Annotated in this window: 14 protein-coding genes; 3 read left to right on the plus strand and 11 right to left on the minus strand. The window is 61.5% G+C overall.

Annotation, left to right across the window (positions count from 1 at the left end; all coding sequences use genetic code 11):
- Window positions 1–34 precede the first annotated feature (34 nt).
- Entirely contained in the window at window positions 35–307 is a 273-nt protein-coding gene (locus ACVIJ6_RS06200; RefSeq protein ID WP_012041358.1) for a hypothetical protein, read from the plus strand.
- Window positions 308–862: 555 nt separating this feature from the next.
- Here ACVIJ6_RS06200 and ACVIJ6_RS06205 read toward each other — a convergent pair.
- The 4 genes from ACVIJ6_RS06205 to ACVIJ6_RS06220 all read right to left on the minus strand — a co-directional run bounded on the left by ACVIJ6_RS06205 (window position 863) and on the right by ACVIJ6_RS06220 (window position 6,221).
- Window positions 863–2,164, minus strand: a complete 1,302-nt coding sequence (locus ACVIJ6_RS06205; RefSeq protein WP_456771951.1) for an apiosidase-like domain-containing protein — start codon at window positions 2,162–2,164, stop codon at window positions 863–865.
- A gap of 217 nt (window positions 2,165–2,381) precedes the next feature.
- Entirely contained in the window at window positions 2,382–3,602 is a 1,221-nt protein-coding gene (locus ACVIJ6_RS06210; protein ID WP_456771952.1) for a polysaccharide pyruvyl transferase family protein, read from the minus strand.
- 54 nt (window positions 3,603–3,656) lie between these two features.
- A complete protein-coding gene (locus tag ACVIJ6_RS06215; protein ID WP_456771953.1) occupies window positions 3,657–5,150 on the minus strand; it encodes a lipopolysaccharide biosynthesis protein in 1,494 nt (497 codons plus the stop codon).
- Window positions 5,151–5,324: 174 nt separating this feature from the next.
- A complete protein-coding gene (locus tag ACVIJ6_RS06220) occupies window positions 5,325–6,221 on the minus strand; it encodes a glycosyltransferase family 2 protein (RefSeq protein WP_456771954.1) in 897 nt (298 codons plus the stop codon).
- Between the two features lie 1,277 nt (window positions 6,222–7,498).
- Between ACVIJ6_RS06220 and ACVIJ6_RS06225 the strand changes: the two genes are divergently transcribed.
- The gene (locus ACVIJ6_RS06225) at window positions 7,499–8,398 is read left to right on the plus strand and encodes a sugar phosphate nucleotidyltransferase (RefSeq protein ID WP_083780600.1); all 900 of its coding nucleotides are present in this window, start codon (window positions 7,499–7,501) and stop codon (window positions 8,396–8,398) included.
- Window positions 8,399–8,627: 229 nt separating this feature from the next.
- Here ACVIJ6_RS06225 and ACVIJ6_RS06230 read toward each other — a convergent pair whose 3' ends face one another.
- From ACVIJ6_RS06230 to ACVIJ6_RS06250, 5 genes are all read right to left on the minus strand, one after another.
- A complete protein-coding gene (locus ACVIJ6_RS06230) occupies window positions 8,628–9,800 on the minus strand; it encodes an acyltransferase family protein (protein WP_456771955.1) in 1,173 nt (390 codons plus the stop codon).
- 116 nt (window positions 9,801–9,916) lie between these two features.
- Window positions 9,917–11,239 carry a DUF4910 domain-containing protein gene (locus ACVIJ6_RS06235; protein WP_456776912.1) on the minus strand — a complete coding sequence of 441 codons (1,323 nt, stop codon included), beginning with the start codon at window positions 11,237–11,239 and terminating at the stop codon, window positions 9,917–9,919.
- A complete protein-coding gene (locus ACVIJ6_RS06240; RefSeq protein WP_456771956.1) occupies window positions 11,236–11,739 on the minus strand; it encodes a dTDP-4-dehydrorhamnose 3,5-epimerase family protein in 504 nt (167 codons plus the stop codon). Before ACVIJ6_RS06240 ends, ACVIJ6_RS06235 begins: the two co-directional genes overlap by 4 nt.
- 101 nt (window positions 11,740–11,840) lie before the next feature.
- Complete coding sequence (locus ACVIJ6_RS06245; protein WP_456771957.1) at window positions 11,841–13,103, minus strand: methyltransferase domain-containing protein; 1,263 nt, start codon at window positions 13,101–13,103, stop codon at window positions 11,841–11,843.
- Between the two features lie 240 nt (window positions 13,104–13,343).
- Window positions 13,344–14,381 carry an NAD-dependent epimerase/dehydratase family protein gene (locus tag ACVIJ6_RS06250; protein ID WP_456771958.1) on the minus strand — a complete coding sequence of 346 codons (1,038 nt, stop codon included), beginning with the start codon at window positions 14,379–14,381 and terminating at the stop codon, window positions 13,344–13,346.
- A gap of 397 nt (window positions 14,382–14,778) precedes the next feature.
- On the opposite strand from ACVIJ6_RS06250, the gene ACVIJ6_RS06255 reads away from it, so the two are divergent.
- Window positions 14,779–16,116 carry a glutamate-1-semialdehyde 2,1-aminomutase gene (locus ACVIJ6_RS06255; RefSeq protein ID WP_456771959.1) on the plus strand — a complete coding sequence of 446 codons (1,338 nt, stop codon included), beginning with the start codon at window positions 14,779–14,781 and terminating at the stop codon, window positions 16,114–16,116.
- Window positions 16,117–16,175: 59 nt separating this feature from the next.
- Here ACVIJ6_RS06255 and ACVIJ6_RS06260 read toward each other — a convergent pair whose 3' ends face one another.
- Both ACVIJ6_RS06260 and ACVIJ6_RS06265 read right to left on the minus strand, forming a co-directional pair.
- Window positions 16,176–17,696, minus strand: a complete 1,521-nt coding sequence (locus ACVIJ6_RS06260; protein WP_456771960.1) for an oligosaccharide flippase family protein — start codon at window positions 17,694–17,696, stop codon at window positions 16,176–16,178.
- A gap of 132 nt (window positions 17,697–17,828) precedes the next feature.
- On the minus strand, window positions 17,829–18,689 hold the full coding sequence (locus ACVIJ6_RS06265; protein ID WP_456771961.1) for a glycosyltransferase family 2 protein: 861 nt from the start codon (window positions 18,687–18,689) through the stop codon (window positions 17,829–17,831).
- Window positions 18,690–18,831 lie beyond the last annotated feature (142 nt).

Genomic DNA, 18,831 nt, shown 5'->3' on the forward strand with positions numbered 1-18,831 from the left:
CGCCTACGCACGTCATTTTCATTAAGGACCTTTCATGTTGAAACGCACTGAAAAGTCAGCTCGGAAATCGATTGCGCGGAGCGCGCTCGAGCAGGAACTCGCAGAGGCCGTTCGCACGAGCACTCCGGAGTGCGAAGGCTTCCTTGCAGTGTTCGTCGAGAAGATCGCTCCCAAGGAGCGCGGCGGCCCCAATTGGGCCGTCAAAGGCGTGCGATACGGCAGCGCCGATCGTGAGCGCTCACAGGCCGCTCTTTCCACCGTCGTTGTCGCCCGACAACAGGAGGTCGACCTCGGCGACGAGGCTTGATCTACCACGATCAGAATGTCACCGCCGCAACGGAGCCTGCGTCCGACGACGCACGACGGGGTGCTCCCGAGAGCTACGATTAAGGACCCAACCTGATAGTGACCTCCGTATTTCAGGTCGAGAACGCCGGCACATGAGAGCGACCACAACGAGCCCGTTCAGGATCACCCAGCTGCCGGCCAATTTGACGATACTGGACATGATGAACTCCTCGCTGAACAACGTCTCACATCGCTTGGAGTTCCGCACTGGAACCAGCGCATCGCCTGTTTCGCGTCATTTCAGACAAAGTGCATCAACTTGCCACAGGTCGGTTTGCTCTCTGCTCAACTGCAGCGACATGTGTGAGCCCGAATAGTAAGGCTACGAACACCGTTGCGCATGGGATGCGCACTCATCGAGCCTGGCTGCAGCTCATCGGTTCCGCTTGTCTTCGTCGCCTCAGAGGCGCTCAGGACGAACTCTCATGAGCAAGATCCTTTCGGGAATGGCTTCATGCTCTCATGCTTTGCTTGAGCATGATCTTTGCGAAAAACCGGCTTCCTCTTCTGCGGGTCACGCTGTAAGCAGCAGGACCCAGTCGCCGTCTGCGCTACAGGCCGGCGCTCTCAGGGTTTGCTGCTTCGAGGCGGCCAGCGATTGAGGCTCTGCCCCGAAGAACCGACCATTCGCCGGATCGAACCAACGCACGCCCACATGGCTGCCCGCCATCTGGGTGAGATCGAGCAGGACCTCGCGAGGAGACGGCAAGTAGACAACCGCCAACGTCCTGTCATGTGAGCGCGTTGCCGTTGCACGAAAGTGCCCGGTGAGGAGGCCACCAACGAGCAGTTGATTCTGCCGATCAGGCTCCAGGCTGGACCAGGGCAATGCGAGCAGGAAGTCGCGCATGCTGCTGATGCTGCGCGCACCGGCGCTATCGAGCGCCTGCTTCCAGGGCATCGGCTGCGGGTGAGCGGCCGGCGCATTGTAATGCCAAATCGGATGATTTCCGAACACCTGCCCGCTCGCCCCCGACAACATCGCCTGCCAGGCCTGAATTCTGGTCCGCAGCGCCGTGCCGTCGCGCTCGTTCTCGTACCTGCTCTCGATCAGAAGATACGGCATGTCGTGCTTGGCGATCAGAGGTTCGGCGGCAACGGCAATCGGCGCGTAGGTATAGAGCGCATCGATCGAGACCGGGATTCCGCGCTCCTTCCAGAAGTCGACCGGATCGGTATCCGGAGCATTATGCGCCGTATGCGTCGAATGCGGGATGATGTCGCGAATGCCATCGCTGACCGCCTGGCTGAGACGCGCGTCCGGAGGATCGTAATCACCGCCATCGACCCAGATGATGTTGTCGAAGTCCCGGAAGCGTCTGCCGACATAACGACCATAGTCGCGCAGCTTGTCCGGCCCGCAAGCCAGCATCTTTTGATACCAGCCTTCGTCGCCGCCTCCTGTTCCGAGATAGGCCGGCGCAAGCAGGACGAGGATCCCCCGCCTCGCCGCGCTGCTCAGAACCCAGGCTGCATGATCGAAATAGCGGTCATTGGGAGCCGAGAAATCTCCATCGGGCTCGAACGGGCGGTCGCCGTACACATTCCGCGGCGCCTGATCGGCGAATTTGTGCTCGATCAGATTGACGAGCACCGTGTTGAAGCCCCTGGCCAGACGGTCGTCCAGATAGGTCTCGCAATCCTCACGGCTCAGCTGCGCGATCAGCGACCAGGCGGTGTCGCCGACCAGCAGGAACGGCCGTCCTGCGGCATCGAAGAGAAAGCGCTGGCCGACGACCGGACGCAGCGGAAATGCCACGGGCGCCGCTGGCTGGCGCGCAATGGCCTGCCATGTCGCGCTGTCTGTCGTCGGCACGGCTCTCCGTAGCAGGCCTGAGGGCTCGGCTGTGCCTCCGCGCGGAAGCGGGGACGGAGAGCAACAAGCCCGGCGGCGCCCGCAAGGGCGCCGGCTGCGAGGCCGAGATGGAAGGTCCTCCGGCTCATCAGAGCTCGCAGTCTCTCGCCCATCACATCACCCGAAGAAGCTATGGTCTGCAGCGGAGCCCCGCGTCGCGCAGGCTGTATGTCTCAGATCAGGAGACCGCAACATCTTTTGTGGCGCCCAGCGGCTGCGAGGACTGGCCGAACAAGCGATGCATCACCTTCTGCTCCTGATCGGCCAGCATGCTCCTCGCCGTCTCCGCCCTCTGCACGATGACCGGCTCATATTTGGCCCTGTTCGAGGACAGCTCCGAGAACTGGCTGATCAGAACCTCCAGATCGATCGATTCGCTGTGCTGAGCGAAGCCTCCGAGCCCCATCGTCTCGATCAGCTCTGTGTGATACTCTGAATAGCCGACCGAGATGGTCGGCTTTCCGAGCATCAACGCGAACACCAGGGTGTGAAACCTGGTCGCCACCACGATGTCGGCAGCGCGCAATTGCCGAAACGCGTCCTGCCAGCCGCCCGCCCGCTCCACCACGACAAGGTCGTCCGGCAGCGATGGGCGCACCGTCGAGATCGCCTGGCGGAGGTCGCACACCGCCCTCCAGTCGCGCTCATCGCCCATGACCAGATGGACGCGCATGCCGCGCTCCAGCAGCCACAAAGCAAAGTCTCTCAGCTTGCCGAGATAGGTTTCGTAGATGTTCTCGTCGGTCTCCAGATGTCCACGCCAGCCCTGATAGTGCATGGCGCCGATACAGACGGTGAGACGCTGTGCCGGGGCAGCCTGGGGCGGCGCCGAGGGGATAGGGAGCGCAAACGCCAGGTCCGGATAGACGGGATCGTTGCTCACATCGAAGCCGAGACCGGCAAGATAGTTTTTCGAGAATAGGTTGCGGTATGAGCGATAGGTCGCCATCGCGGCAGAGCGCAGGACGAACCATTTCGTCAAGCCGTGATGCAGCGGACCAGCTCCGATGCTGACCAGGGCGAGACGCGTGCCGCACAGACGAGCGGCGAGACACCATCTGAAAAGCGTGTAGGGCAGCCCGAAGGGCGGAGCGCAATAGTCGTTGAGAATGCCGGTGCCCGGTATGATCAGGACGTCGAGCTTTCTGACCACCTCGATGGCGTACCAGATGTTGGAAAGCTTTCTCATGAGTGGTGATCGCCCGGCCGTATTGAGCGGGACAGCCTGCAGCCCATAATCCTGCCTGACCTGGTCAGGGTTGGTGCAGATGCAGGTCAACTCCGCGTCGGGCCTGAAGCGCTTCAGCGTGTCCAGCATGGCCGCGAAGGTGGCCTCGTTGCCGAAATTGCCGATCCCGAAATTCCCAAACACTCCGATCTTCATCGGTCGCGATTGCATCGTCATACTCCTGACACCCGCGGGAACGCGTCTCGTGCCCTCAAGGCAAAATCTCTACGCATGAATCCTACGCCAATATCCGCCGACCACTTTCACGATATGGTCCTCCAGGCCGTCCGGACGGCCCGCTGCGCTCCATAGCACGAACATCGTGCCCCAATAGCAGATCGCACCGCTCACGCTGACCGCGGCGAGCTTCACGGCAACGCTGAGCATATCATTGGCATCGGAAATCGCGTGCTGGGCACCGATCATCGCTGCAGTGGCAATGGCGACGCTCGCCGCAGCCCTCCACGGCCCCAGCAATTGTCCGCGCAGAGACAGCCCGATAAAGCCGCGCACCATATACATGGCGTATCCTGCTACCGCCGTCGCCGTCACCAGACGCACGGCGATAACACCGGCGATGCCATAATGAGCGATGGCGATCAGCATCAAGGGGGTCTTAAGGCAAAGCTCAGCAAGGTTGAGCCGAAAGAACGCGACCGTTCGATTGAGCGTCGTCGCCAACGGCATCAAGGGCCCGACGAACAAGGATGGGATGATGCCAAGCGCAAGCCAATGCAGAATTGGCGCGGCTTCAAGCCATTTCTGGCCGATAACGAGGCGAACGATCGCGTCCGAATTCACGCTGACCCACACCAGGATCGGCAGGCCGATCGTCATGATCCCGACCGCGCTCTTGTGATAGGCAGCACGCAGCCGGTCCGGATCCTGCTTCACCGCCGAGAATGCAACGGTCAGCGGACTGGTGATCTGGTTCACGAGCACCTGGAGCGGCAGCACGGCGAGATTTGACGCCATCGAGAACTGGCCGAGATCAGCCCGGCTGACGAAACGGCCCAGCAGTAATTGATCCATCTGCCATACCACGGCCGCCACCAGCTGGGCCGCGGTCGAGGCGCGAAGATAGCTCTCGAAGGTGCGCCATTCCTTGAGCGAAAACGCCGGCCGGTAGGGAGCGAAACAGTAGGACAGAATCAGCATCGTCACAGGCGATGCGATCGTCGCCACCGCGATCGACCAGTAACTCCCTGTAAACCACGCGACACTGACCGACGCTGCCAGCGCGGTGCATTTGCCGGCCACGTCCATCGTCAGGCTGGGCAGGTAGTTGAACTTGATCGCATATTCGACGGTCCGCGGACTGATGAGCCCCCGGGACGCCGGCGCGGCCGCGAGCGCAAACAGCAGCCAGATCAGCCGGTGATCATCATAGACCAATGAGAGCGGCCAGGCGATCGCGAGCACGATGCCGGTCAACACCAGACCCCTCAGAAGCTGCAACGTGAAGGCACTGTCGAAATGAGACTTTGTCCGGGTCGACAACGTCATCAGAGCGAGGCTCAGCGGCAGCTCCAGGATAGCCTCGAGGATCTGGACGATCGACATCGCAATCGCCACGAGCCCGAAATCGGTCGGCGACAGCAGCCGCCCCAGCGCGACCAGGGTGACGAGGTCCAGCCCCCGCGTGATGAGCCGCGCGATCACCAGGACGATAGCGCCTCGCGCAGCTAGGCTCCTGAGCTTCTGTGTTCCCTGGCTCAACGCTGGCACCGCGTCTGAAGATCGGCACGCCACATGATCGACAACGCGTCGTTCAAAGCTCAGGACGAGCGGGAGCGCGGGTCGGCCGCATGCCCTGCAGGTATCCCCTGACAGGCGCGCTTGGACCGGCCAACCGGCAGCAACGGCTCATCGCCGGGGAGAGAGGCCCGCGGCTCACGCGCGCGCACCCAGTCGCGAGGATACGGAAGCGGCATATCTGAGAAGATCCCAGCTCTCGCCCAGCTCGCCGTGGAGGAGCGCGCGAGCACTCCAGCGCGCGGCCCGGATGGCGATATTCCGGTTGATCGTCTTGCGCAGGCAGGTCGGATCAGCGAGCGCATTTCCCCTCTCGTCCAAAAAGCTGTCGAAGGCGGCCTTTCGATAGATCAGGTCCGACTTTCGGCCCTTCAGATAGACGTTGGACATATTCTTCCCGTGCAGGCGACGAATGGCCTGGACGGCCGAGGTTTCGACGACATCCCCGAAGCTGGCGAGGCGCAGCATCATTTCAACGTCTTCGGTATAGGACAGGTGCGCCTTGTAGTGCCCGGCCTGCTTCTGCACCGAGGTGCGCGTCACCAGCGTCCCGAGCGCGACGAAGCTTGCCGGGTTGCGACACCTTTCGTCGATGAAATCGACGCCGCGCGACATCCGCCAGGACTCCGGCTGCGATTGATCGATATGCGGGAATGGCTCGTCCTGAATATACTCAAGTTCCCGCCCGATCAGGAATGCTGCGCTGGGATGATCGTCCATCAACCTGACGGCGCGCGACAAGGCGCCGGGAGCGACCATATCGTCGGCGCAGACGATGGCGAAATACGGCGACGACGCCCAATCGACGCCCTCATTGAACGAGGCCATCAGCCCGAGATTGGTCTCGCGCGTCCTGACCTCGATTCTGGCATCGTCGCTGGCCAGCTGGCGCGCGATCTCGACGCTGTCATCGGTCGAGGCGTTGTCGAGAATGAGAATGCGCAGATCGACGTCTTGGCTCCGGATGCTGTTGATGCATTCGGGAAGAAAACGGCCGTATTGATACGACGGTACCAGAACGTCAATCTGAGGCACTTCACTACTCCATCCCACCCCAGCTCGTTGCGTGTTCGAGCCGAAAGCGATCGATCAAAACCAGGGGACCGCGACGTCTGCTTCCATGCTGATGCGTGAGAGGGCTTCGACCAGCCGTCACGCGCGAGAGGCATCCTTGGCGGCCTATAAACTCCCGAAATATTGCAAAACAATATGCGCGAACGCACATCGAGGCATCAATCAGTGCGAGAGACAGTTAATCTCGAAGCTGTGTGTCATCCGACAAACCGCGCCATTGTCGGCGCGCGAGTCTGGAGCGCTCGGCCTGCGTCAAATTGCCATAGGGTATCGTCGGGCGACGGCCGACTGCGTCGCCTGACGTGATCGCTCTGTCGCGCGTCATCGGAGACCTCTGCGGCCTTTGCTGGGCGGACACCGCGATTCGCTGAGACTGCGTCGGGCCGACGCTCAAGGCGATCCGAGCATCGCGCAAAGCGACATACCTTTCAATGAAATAGATCACAGAGCGCGGCATGCCAGCAGATCGGCGCGGCACCAGCGCTCCGCAGCACCGGCAAGGCTCCCTTGCTCAGCTTCAAGGTCGCTCGATACCGCCGTGCTCCACTGCAACGTCGCTTCCCCGCGTTTGGCGTACTGCGACGGACGACCGTCGCCCCACGCGACATCCGGATGGCGCGACCTCCGCTCAGGCAGGAGATCCAACACCATGCGGAGAGGCGCCCGAACGGACGACTGATGTCGCGAGGGCAAGTGTCGCGGGGAGCGAGCCGTCCGACGGACCGGGTGAACACCCAAGGCAGCATGCTCCAGGAATGGGGCGCTCCGAATTTGCCACGGCTCTGGAGAAGCGGCAGCCTGTCGCAAATCCGTGAAGGGAACAGGGGCAAACCGTTGCGGCTGGCTAAGATCCACTCCGGGCCGAGGCCGGAGTGAACCTGCGGCTCTGCCAGCATCGGTCGCCGCGCTTGACCGTTGTGTGCCAACCGGGAGTGCGTGTAGCATATGGGCGATCGCTGCGGCGGTCCTGGAGCGCTGGACCTGGGCAAGACCTTCCGCGCGGTTACGACCAGCTCCAGGCCATGGCGCATTCCCAGGATACGGTTCGGACGCCCGGCTCGGCAGACCAACTTCCAAACGACGTTTAACCATGCGGCACAAAGACAGGTTTTTTCGGCAGTGCAGCACGGCTAATGTCTTTTCGACGCACGACAGACCCGAAATCGGCCGATCGTGAACCCGTCACTTCAGACCAGAGACATTGGTATTAGTCAGTTATCATTTTGAGGACAGCGCACATGAAGGTCGTGATATTTTGTGGTGGCAAGGGTCTTCGGCTGCGGGACTTCTCAGAGAACATCCCGAAGCCGATGGTGCCGGTCGGCCCGCGGCCGATCATTTGGCATACGATGAAATATTACGCCCATCACGGTCATAAGGATTTCATCCTTGCGCTCGGGCACAAGTCAGAAGCCATCAAGGATTTCTTCCTCAATTACAGCGAGGCGATGAGCAACGACTTCGTCCTCAGCAACGGGGGACGCTCGGTCAAGCTGCTATCCTCGGATATCGATGACTGGACGATCACCTTCGTCGACACCGGGATCGAGTCGAACATCGGCCAGCGGCTGATGCGGGTTCGCGACCATGTCGCGTCCGACGAATATTTCATGTGCAGCTATGCGGACTGCCTCACCGACGCGCCGCTCGACCACATGATCGAGACCGTGAAGCAATCGAACAAGGCCATGAGCTTTCTCGCGGTCAAGCCGAGCTCCAGCTTCCATGCCCTGCAATATGACGCCTCAGGCGATCTGATCGGAATCAAGCCGGCCGACCAGCTCGGGCTGTACATTAATGGCGGCTATTGGATCATGCGCCCGGACGTTTTTGATTACATCAAGCCCGGCGAGGAGGTCGTCGAGGAGCCGATGCGCCGCTTGATCGCCGCCAAGCAGCTTCACCCCTATCGCTATGACGGCTTCTGGGCCTGTATGGACACCTTCAAAGAGAAGATGATGCTCGACGACATGGTGAGCACAGGCAAGGCCAAATGGCAGGTGTGGGCGAATGCAGCGGCCCGCGCGCAATCCGCGCCGCCGGCCGGCCCCGCGATCGATCTCGGAAAGGTCACTGAGGGCCTGCAGCCGATCAAAGCAGCTCAGGCGGGTGCGTTTCCTCGCAACACGCTGGCCTGACGTCGAAGGCGGCGCCACCACTGCAACTTGGCGCTTGACGTCGGCAGAACAGAGTATGATCCGGGACCAGTGGAAACTGGTTCTCCGAGGAGATCATGCTCAAACGAAGAGATAAGATCATGGTGCGCTTCTGCGGAAACGCATCGTGATCAAGGGGGGGTCTCGTCAGATCGTGGCGCCCCCGCCGTCTCGGATCGTGCGGCAATAGCCGTGTGGTGAACGACGCAGATCACGCCGCGTCGGATGAGATCGGAATCTCGGCGGGTGGCCCGACGGCCACGCGATTGTCGGTCTCCCTAGGCTGCTTGGGTGACCGGCGGCGCAGCCGGTTCAAGAGCGGCCGCTCCAGCACGTAGTACACCCCAATTGCGACGATCCACGCTGCTGCCAGGAATACGAATCTCGTACCGCCAACCCCCAAAATCGGGAACAGCCGGAAGGCGCGCAAGGCGCTTGTGACGAGAGCGAGAGCGAACAGGTGAGAGACGAACACCGAATAGGATGTTTCGCCAAGCGCAGCCACGAGACGCCATTTCGGCCAGTTCCATTGCTTCTCGACGAACACGCATACGAACAGCAGGGCAGCGCTGGACACCCCCCAATACAGCGCCCGGTCGTCGCCACCCGAGACATCTTCGAACACTCCGGCCGCGAAAACCGACAGGCCCAAGACACCCACGACGACGATCGTCGATAACGAGACGCGTCGTTCGATGAACAGCCAGCCGACGATCATTCCAAGGATGAAATCGAGGTTGATCGTCGCACCATAGAAGTCCAGCAGCCTGCCTTCGCCCGGGGCCAACAGCCGCAACGTCATCAAGCCCAGGAGAACGGCGCTGGCGGCGAGAACACGGCGCCTGACCGGCAATGGCAGCAACGCACCAAAGATCACATAGAAGAACACGAAATGATTGAGGACCCAGCCGGGAAACAGGAACGGCCGATCGACGCCCAGCACGGGGTGAGGATATGGAACAAAGGCGAGCGAGAACAGGAAGTGCCAGGGCTCGAACCCGGAGGTCATCAAGTGGCTCGGAGCCACCACCAGCACCAGCAGCATCAGAAAGGTGAACAGCCAATAGAGCGGCGCGATGCGCAGCAGGCGCCGGTACATGAAGCCGCCGAACGTGTCGACCCTGTCACGCTGGGTGTACACCATGATGAAGCCGCCGATCACGAAGAACAGATCGGTGCCGGCGGCGCCGAAGCCGAACGAGTGCGCGTGATGGCCGTCGGAGAGCCGGGTGATCTGCAGTTCGGTGTGATAGAGGACGATCACCGATGCGGCGAGAACCCGCAAATGCTGCAGGCTCTGGATTTTGGCTTCCGCCGTCTGGAGATCACCTCCAGGCTTGCTGGCGGCTCCCCCTGACTGCCTTAGTAACACTTCGGTACTCATCAACAGACCTCAGGTCACAGAGCGCGACGGAGACGAAGTGACCTCCTGTCACCAGGGAGCCGTTCGCATTCCAGCCGATATAGCCCCAGATGTCGTGACCCAGACTTGATCTCGTACTAGGTCACATCTTCCACCAGCGATGCATCGAGCGCGAGCCGAGCGGCAGCCTCGATACGAGAAAACGGAATGTTGGCGCGATCCGCCATATCAAGCAAACTGTGCCGGCCATCGGCGAGATTGAGGAACCACAATAAATCCATTTGCGTGGCGCCCCCGGCCTCGCGCTGCCCGGCGATCATCCGGTAAAGCCCGCGGCGGCCGAGTTGCGGTTCGCCACGGCCGTCGACGCGACGATAGATCCGGTCGCCGTCGAGCACCGAGCATATCGCAGAAACGACGGCGTAGGACTGCTCGAGGGCTTCCGGCCGCACAAAGTCGAGATTGTCGGCCGACGTGTGATATTCCGGGAACGTGCCATGCAGGCCGCGCATCAGGCAACCGACGGGCAGATCGAAGCCCGGCGAGCAGAACTGCCGTTCGTCGTAGCCATATGGATTGAACGGCAGAACCTCGAACCCATTTCCTGAATGCCGCAACACATGCGCTGCAGCGCGGTCGATCGACGCTCCACTTCGGCTTTGCTTGTAGTGGAACGGGCCGGGATCGCCGACGCAGGTCAACACCAGGCCGTGTTTGATCCTGTCCAGATCACGCTCGTTGCGCGCGAGCCAAGTAATCGCACCGATCGTCGCAGGCAGGAACAAGAACCGGTAGCTCAGCCGTCGGCGCCGGGCCTGCTGGCGCAGCGCCAGCGCGGTCATCACGGCGATGCCCGAAAGATTGTCATTCGCCAGGCTCGGGTGGCAGATATGGCAGCTGAACAGAACCTCGTCGGTGGTCTCACCCGGAAGGTAGAATTCGCCATATGTCAGCGCGCCCGGCGAAATATCGCTGTCGATCTCGACCCGATAGGTCTCATCGGTCATCGACTGCCAGAGGTGGTGCGGGATGCAGAAGCCCCAATCATCGGCGTAATAGCCGGTGCGATAGGGAATGAGATCGGGCTGGTCAGGCAGCGTGTGAACGTGAGTTGCGAGTTCGGCGCGCGTGAACACGCCTCGGACCGGCTTGCTGTATCCCATCACATGGAGATTGCTATCGGCGAAATCGACCAGACGGCGGCCATCCATGGTCGCGATGTGCGCGCCGCGGATGTTCCATTCCTTCGGCACATGCCAATCGAGAACGGCGGTGCCCGTCTCCACCTCTCGGATCTGCAGATCGAGGTGCTTTGCGACGATCGCCAGCGTCTGGCGGACGCCGTCGCCGGTCAGGCTCCGATTAAGCGGATACAGTTGTTCGACCAGGCCATAAAGATCAAGCGGTGGCTTACTGCTGGCAGCCGAAGCATCATCGCGTGATTGGTCGACCAGCATCATGTGTCGCGCCCAGCGAAGTCCGGCCACGCGGCGTCCTTGTCCGACATTTCGGACACTGCCTCGGGCCACGCGATCCGGAAGCTCGGGTCATCGTGACGGAAGCCATCGGACAGTTCCGCCACATATTCGATCCCCATCAAATACTCGACCACGGAATCGTCGGCCAAGGTCTGGAAGCCATGAGCAAAGCCCGCGGGGATGTAGAGCATTCGCCCGGATGACGGCGACAATTCATAAGCGTAGACTTCGCCACGGGTGGGCGAGCCCTCACGAATGTCCACGATGACATCGTGGATACAACCCGACGTGCATCGAACGAGCTTGGCGTCGGCTTTCGGAGCGCGCTGGAAATGCATGCCGCGCACCGTTCCGCGCTTGCGCGTCAGGGAGCTGTTGCCTTGCACTGGCGTGAATTCGATGCCGTGATCCGCGAAGGTCGACGCGCACCAGGTACGCGTGAACGTCCCGCGACGGTCGCCATGCGGCATCAGCTCGATCAATTGAGCTCCCGAGTTGCCAATGGGAATGAACTTCACTGCACGCGATCCTCTTCAGAACCGATCTAAACTCTTCGCGCTGGTCAGGCCAAATGGATTCGGCACTACTCGATGGTCGCTTTGGGAACCGGTATGATGAAACGCCCGCCCCATTCCCGGATGCCGGCCATCTGCGCCTGGATCTCGTGCTTGAGGTTCCACGGCAGGACCAGAACATAATCCGGCTTGGCTTCGAAAATCGCGTCCGGCGCAAGGATCGGAATGCGGACGCCCGGAAGATACCGTCCCTGCTTCGAAGGGGCGCGATCGACGGTGAAGTCGATGAAATCCCTCGCCACGCCGCAGAAATTCAACAGTGTGACACCTTTGGCCGGCGCGCCATAGCCGGCAATGGTCTTGCCGGCCCGTTTCAACGAGATCAGAAGTTCCAGCAGGCTGCGCTTGGTCTCCTTCACCGCCTCGTTCCAGGCCGTGTAGATGGCATCGCTATCGAGACCATAGGCCCGCTCCTTTGCAAGCACCTCGGCAACGCGCGGGCTCTCAGGGTGCTGCGCGTCCTGATGACAGACGAAGAAGCGGATCGAACCGCCATGCGTCTCGAGCAACTCGACATCGAACACGCGCAAGCCGGCCGCGGCGAAGATCCGCTGCCCGGCAATGAGCGACAGATACGAGAAGTGCTCGTGATAGATGGTGTCGAACTGATGCCGCTGCATCAGGGTGAGGAGGTGCTGCACCTCGAAGGTTCCGACGCCTTCCGGCGCGAGCAGGATCTTCGCGCCGCCGACGAAGTCGTTGATGTCGGGCACGTGCGCCAGGACATTGTTGGCCGTGAGCAGGTCGGCGGACCAGCCTTCGTCAACGAGGCGACGGGCGAGATCACGGCCGAAGAATTCGATCCGGGAATCGATTCCCTTTTCCCGCGCCTCAAGCGCGACGCTGGCGCAGGGCTCGATGCCGAGACAGCTCAGTTGCCTCTTCAGCGAGTATTGCAGCAGATAGCCGTCATTGGAGGCAATCTCGACATGACGTGAGCCGGCGCCGAGTCCGAAGCGAGCGGCCATCGCATCGACATAGGACCGCGCGTGCTCGAGCCACGACGTCGAATGCGAGGAGAAATAGGCGTAGTCCTCGCGGAAAATATCGGACGCTGCCAGCAGGTCGCGGGTCTGCACCAGGCGGCACTCGCGGCACACGAACGCTTCGAGCGGGTAGAACGGCTCAGCCCTGTTGTAATTTTCCGGGTCGACGTAATCGTTGGCAACCGGGGACATGCCCAGATCGATCAGCTTCAGCGAGAGCTCGGTGCCGCAGTGCCGACACTTGGGGGCAATGTCCCGCCCGGTCGATAGGCTCAACGTCGTCATTACATCCTCACTCAAATCTCACGCGCCCGGTCGATCATCCGCGCGTGCCATCATCCAACCACAGCAGTGGTGCTCGCACTCAGATCAGGGTACCGATGCCGCGGCCCGCTCGTTGCCGTCATCGGTCTCGATGAATACACTCTTAATATCGCAGGCGAACACGGTCCGCACTCGCCTGCTGCGATTATGCTGAATCGGAGGTCGAGCATCCTCGGCGCCCGCCACACATCGCGCTGGGCGTCAGGTCCATTCGAGCGTGCGGTTGAGGCGCTGATTGTCGATGTGGTCCTGCAGGATCCTGAGACGCATCAGGCCGGACGTCCTGAAATTGGCGTCATTGAAGCGCATCGCCCGAAGCCCGGCGATCAGGTTCTGGATCGATTGCTCAAGCGTGACGACGGGCTGATGACGCGGCGCGAGCGAGCGATAAAGCCCGAAATCGACCTTGTAGGAGCGGCTGTCGACCGGAGCTGAGGTGTTGATCGACACGTCCGTTCCCGGCACGCTCTGTGCGACCGCATGCGCGAGCTCCTTGACCTGATAATTCCGGTCGTCAGAGCCGACATTGACGGCGAGATACCGGCCGCCGGTCTGAGCCCCCCTGTCGATGGCCCAATCGATCGCACGCGCCATGTCGGCGACGTCGATCAATGGCCGCCATGGCGTCCCATCGGACAACACGCTGATCTTGCCTTGGCTGAGGGCGCAGGCCACGAAATCGTTCAGAACGAGATCGAGGCGCAGCCGGTCCGACATGCCGCAGGCCGTGGCGAAGCGAAGGCTCGTCACCACCATATCGGTGTCGATCGACGCCAATTCCTGCTCCGCTCCGATCTTGGATTTAGCATAGGCAGTGATCGGGTTGAGCGGATCGCTCTCCTTGCGCGGCGCACCTTCAGCGACGCCATAGACGCTGCAACTCGACGCGAACACGAAATTCTTCACGCCGGCAGCAGCTGCCGCCTTGGCGATCGACACCGTGCTGCCCTGATTGATGTCGAACGTCACCGCCTCGAACTGATTGCCCATCGGATCGTTCGAGATGGCCGCCAGCTGAACGACCGCATCATAGCTGCGCAGATCCAGGCCGACATTGCGGACGTCGCCGTAGAATTGTTCGTCGAGGCAACGCTCCGGTAAACGCGGCGCGCCGGTCAGGCAGTGGGCGAAATAGGCATTGTCGAAGCCGTGCAGCGTCGCATCCGGGCGCTGCTGGCGCAGGTACTTGATGACCGCAGGACCGACATAGCCCAGATTTCCCGTAATCAGAATTTTCACCACATTCACCCCTGATGATGGCGGAGACCCGCCGCGCGCAGGCCGGACGAACCATCTCGATTATCGATCGCGTCTGTTATCGTCGAGCTTACCACGATGCGATGACGGACCCCGGCGCCGCTCCGGTCGGCAAATTGAGGCACGCGCGAGATGGCTGCGTCAGCCTGTTTGAAAAGACTTGCGATATCATTCGTCTAGGCAACTGCGTCAGACGCCGCAATGAGGAATACCACACTGCGCTCCCGCCGACCATTTTAACGTTACAACCGCGAACCGTCTATTTGGGCTTGGTACGCGCAGGATTCTGGTCTAGGTTTACGAGGAGCCAGCAGCTACGCTCAGTCAGCGCTGACGTTCGATTTCAAAGCAGAACACATTACAGAGCAGAGTCATTTGCGTGAACTCGCGCCACAAACAGCTTGATGCGACCGCCTTTGAACGGTCTCTCGCGATGAGGTCCAAGGCTCATTCGCTCATTCCCGGCGGGGCCCATACGTACGCGAAGGGCGATGATCAATATCCGGTGCTTGCTCCGAGCTTCTTGACCCGGGGCGAGGGGTGCCACGTCTGGGATATCGATGGCAACGAGTTCATCGAGTATGGCATGGGACTGCGGGCCGTCACGCTGGGCCACGCCTACAAGCCCGTCGTCGAAGCCGCGCACCGGCAGATGCTGCTCGGCGAGAACTATACCCGCCCTGCGACAATTGAACTCACCTGCGCGGAAGAATTCCTCGGCTTGATCGAGGGCGCCGACATGGTCAAGTTCGCCAAGAACGGCTCCGACGCGACCACCGCCGCGGTACGGCTGGCGCGCGCCTATACCGGCCGCGACCTGATCGCGCGCTGCGGCGACCAGCCGTTCTTCTCGACCGATGACTGGTTCATCGGCAATACGCCAATGTCGGCCGGCATTCCGAAGGTCGTGCAGGACCTGACATTGCAGTTCCGCTACAACGACATCGAAAGCCTGCGATCGCTGTTCGCGCAGCATCCCGGCGAGATCGCCTGCGTGATCATGGAAGCGGCGACAGCGGTCGAGCCGCAGCCCGGTTTTCTCCACGCGGTCCAGGCGCTGTGCCGAAAGGAAGGCGCCGTGTTCATCCTCGACGAGATGATCACGGGCTTCCGCTGGAATGTCGGCGGCGCCCAGAAGGAATATGGAATCACCCCTGATCTGTCGACCTTCGGCAAGGGCATCGGCAACGGTTTCTCGGTCTCGGCTCTGGCGGGCAAGCGCGAGCTGATGGAGCTCGGCGGACTCCGCGACGATCGGGAGCGCGTGTTCCTGCTATCGACGACCCATGGCGCCGAGAATCACGCGCTGGCGGCGGCGATCGCCACCATGCAGGTCTACCGCAACGATCATGTGATCGAGCATCTGCACAGGCAAGGCGAACGGCTGCGCGCCGGCGTCAATCCGGTGATCAAAGAGCTCGGCATCGGCGATCATTTCGAGCTGCTAGGCCGCGCCAGCAACATGGTTTTTGCGACCCGCGACACAGCCAAGCAGCCATCGCAGCCGTTCAGGACGCTCTTCCTCCAGGAGATGATCAAGCGCGGGATCATTACCCCATCGCTCGTCGTCAGCTTCTCTCACACCGACGCAGACATCGACCGGACTATCGAGGCGATCGCCGAATCGCTCAAAGTGTATCGGAGCGCACTCGATGATGGGATCGATCATTATCTCGTGGGACGCCCGGTCAAGCCGGTGTTCAGGAAGTTCAGCTGAGGCCCCATCAGCTGCAGTCTGTCCGAGAGGCCGGCCAGGTCGGCTGAGTCAGCCGCCTGCTAGGCCGGAGCCGAACGACGGAGCTTGCGCAGCATAGCACCTGCCGCGCCGATCGCGTCAGCCTCGATGCCCTCCGGCCTTCCGGATAGCCGCCACAACAGGAATACGCTCCCGACATAGACGCACCCGCCGGTGCCGATCGTCACGGCCAGATAGGTCACCTTGGCGACGGTGGTCCCGGCTGCGCCGAGCCAGAGCTGAAGCGGCACGACCGCCACCGCCATGGCGGCCGCGCCCAGCACCGCGCGCCATGAGGAGAGCAACTGGTCCATGACCGGCAGCTTGATCAGATCGCGCGCAGCCACCATCGAGCATATCGCCACCGCGGTACTGACCGTCAGTCGAACGAGGAGAACGCCCAGAATGCCGTCGTAGTAGACGCCCAGAAGCGTGAGCGGCAGCTTCAGAGCCAGTTCGGCGACCGCCAGCCACAGCAGCACGCGCGTCTGGTTGAGCGCCATCGACAGCGGCGAGAGCGGCGCGACGAACAGCGAGGGAACGGCGACCAAAGCGAGCCATCGCAGCATCGCGCTCGCTTCAGACCATTGATCGCCGAGAATCAACTGAACGACCGGGCCTGCGGTCAGCGACATCCCGACCATGATGGGAAGACCCACGGTGACGATGGTCACGACGCTCTTCCGATAGGCCCCCCGCAGCCGCGCCGCATTCACCCTCACCTGGGAAAAGGCCACGAGCAGCGGACTGATCACCTGCACGATGAAGATCTGCCAAGGGATGCTCGCAAGGTTCGAAGCCATCGCGAATCGACCCAGTTCGAACCGATCGACCCAGTGACCGAGGATCAGTTGATCCATCTGCCAGTTGGTGGCGGCGACCGCCTGGGTCACCGAGGTCCATCCCAGGAAGCTGCCGAACGCCCGCCATTCGGAAAGAGCGAAACGCGGCCGGTAGGGCGCGAACAGGTAGGAAATAGCCGAGGCCGTGATCGGGACGGCAATGGTCCCCGCCGGCAGCGCCCAATAGCTCCTGGTCGACCACGCCAGGCTGACGGCGAGGACAAAACCGATGAGCTTGCCCGACGTCTCCATGACGAAGTTCGGCCAGAAATTGAAGTTCGCCGAATGATCGATCATGCGCGGGCTGCCCAGCCCGCGCGACACGGGAGCAAGCCCCAGCGAGAGGATCAGCCAGATCAGGCGCTCATCATTGTAGACGTAGGCGACGGGCCAGGCCACCAGCAGCAGCATGGTGCTGAGCAGCGCGCCCTTGATCGTCAGCAGCGTGAAGGCCGTGTCGTAATGGGCCCGGGTGCGGTTCTTGATCGCAACCAGCGCGAAGAACACCGGCAGCTCCATCACGGCCTCGAACACCATCATCACCGACATCGCGATGGCGACGAGACCGAAATCCGCCGGCGACAACAATCGACCGAGCACGACGAGCGATACGAGATCGATGGACCGGGTCGCCAACCGCAGCGCGACCAGCACCACCGCACCTGCAGCCGTCTGCCGGCCGATCTTCCTCGCTACGGCCTCAGTCTTTTCGGAGCTCATCGTATGTCGACCGACCTAGCGCTTGCGATTGGGCCGAGATGCAAAGGATGCAATGCGGCGCGCTTGACGTTCACGCCTGTCGGCACTTCAGGCCGGTGGCCTGCTGTACTGCAGCCGGAACGACGTCACAAGCTAGAATACGGCGCGATCGACCACCAGCAATCCGAGGGCGCGCAGGACGTTGAACTGCAGGTCGTTCAGGCAATAAAGCCGCCGGAACAGCGATTCTTCCGTTCCGTGGCGGGCCTGCTTCTCATACAGGTCGAGCTGCCTCTCCCTCTTCCGCCCCATCTCCTTGACGTCCTGAGCCGCCATACGCCGCTCCCATTTCTGACGCCACTGCACGTAGCTGATTGCATCAAAATGGGCCAGATAGAGCGGCGACGGCCCTTCGGACGCCGCATATTCTCTGAGCACCGTGCTCTCGGCCGTTGCGTCGTGAATGTCGAGAGTGAGGCCGGGGATACCGGCGCGAACAGCCTGCTTTCCCCGAGAGTGGCCGAGCAAGCCGCGAATGAAGAGATGCCCCAGCCCGGGATAGATCAGATGCGGCAGGATCGCGGCAAGGTAGCGATTGCACGGCCTCCTGAAGGCTTTCGCGCCATAATCGCTGGAAATCCGATCTCCGTCGATAAACACGGCCTCCGCCGAACCAAAGCGAACGACCTCATACTGCCCGCTGGCCTGATCGAGGACCGCGGACAGCGATCCGTCTCCGAACACGAACTCGTCGATATCGACGATCAGAACCCAATCCGAGCGCGCGCTCGCATAAGCGCGATTATAGACGAGCCGCTGACGGTCCTCGACCGCGGCCGGACGCGGCACCTCGGCCGCGCGCCAGAACTCGTCGTCGCACTCGACGAGTTCGACACCGGATGGCGGAGAGCTTTCCTGCAGAGAGCCATCGAAGAAGATGCGAACCCGACTTGCACCAAGACGCAAATAATAGTCTGAAAATTTGGAGAGATATCGCTGTGGCGCCAGCGCCATCGCGATAACCTCAAAGCTAGCCATGACTTCCACTTTCCAAATAATGACACGGCGCGAGGCCGAAAACGACTTCCAAAATATTCACCTAAATGTCTTGCACGACGTGATCATGTCCAGCGCCTGAAACAAGCAATCGTCAGCG

Source organism: Bradyrhizobium sp. USDA 4369, from assembly GCF_054056435.1.

Bases quoted from the DNA above. Each gene is read 5' to 3' on its own strand.
- ACVIJ6_RS06200 (WP_012041358.1), top strand. From the start codon at position 35: ATGTTGAAACGCACTGAAAAGTCAGCTCGGAAATCGATTGCGCGGAGC.
- ACVIJ6_RS06210 (WP_456771952.1), bottom strand. From the start codon at position 3,602: ATGCAATCGCGACCGATGAAGATCGGAGTGTTTGGGAATTTCGGGATC.
- ACVIJ6_RS06225 (WP_083780600.1), top strand. From the start codon at position 7,499: ATGAAGGTCGTGATATTTTGTGGTGGCAAGGGTCTTCGGCTGCGGGAC.
- ACVIJ6_RS06230 (WP_456771955.1), bottom strand. From the start codon at position 9,800: ATGAGTACCGAAGTGTTACTAAGGCAGTCAGGGGGAGCCGCCAGCAAG.
- ACVIJ6_RS06235 (WP_456776912.1), bottom strand. From the start codon at position 11,239: ATGATGCTGGTCGACCAATCACGCGATGATGCTTCGGCTGCCAGCAGT.
- ACVIJ6_RS06245 (WP_456771957.1), bottom strand. From the start codon at position 13,103: ATGACGACGTTGAGCCTATCGACCGGGCGGGACATTGCCCCCAAGTGT.
- ACVIJ6_RS06260 (WP_456771960.1), bottom strand. From the start codon at position 17,696: ATGAGCTCCGAAAAGACTGAGGCCGTAGCGAGGAAGATCGGCCGGCAG.
- ACVIJ6_RS06265 (WP_456771961.1), bottom strand. From the start codon at position 18,689: ATGGCGCTGGCGCCACAGCGATATCTCTCCAAATTTTCAGACTATTAT.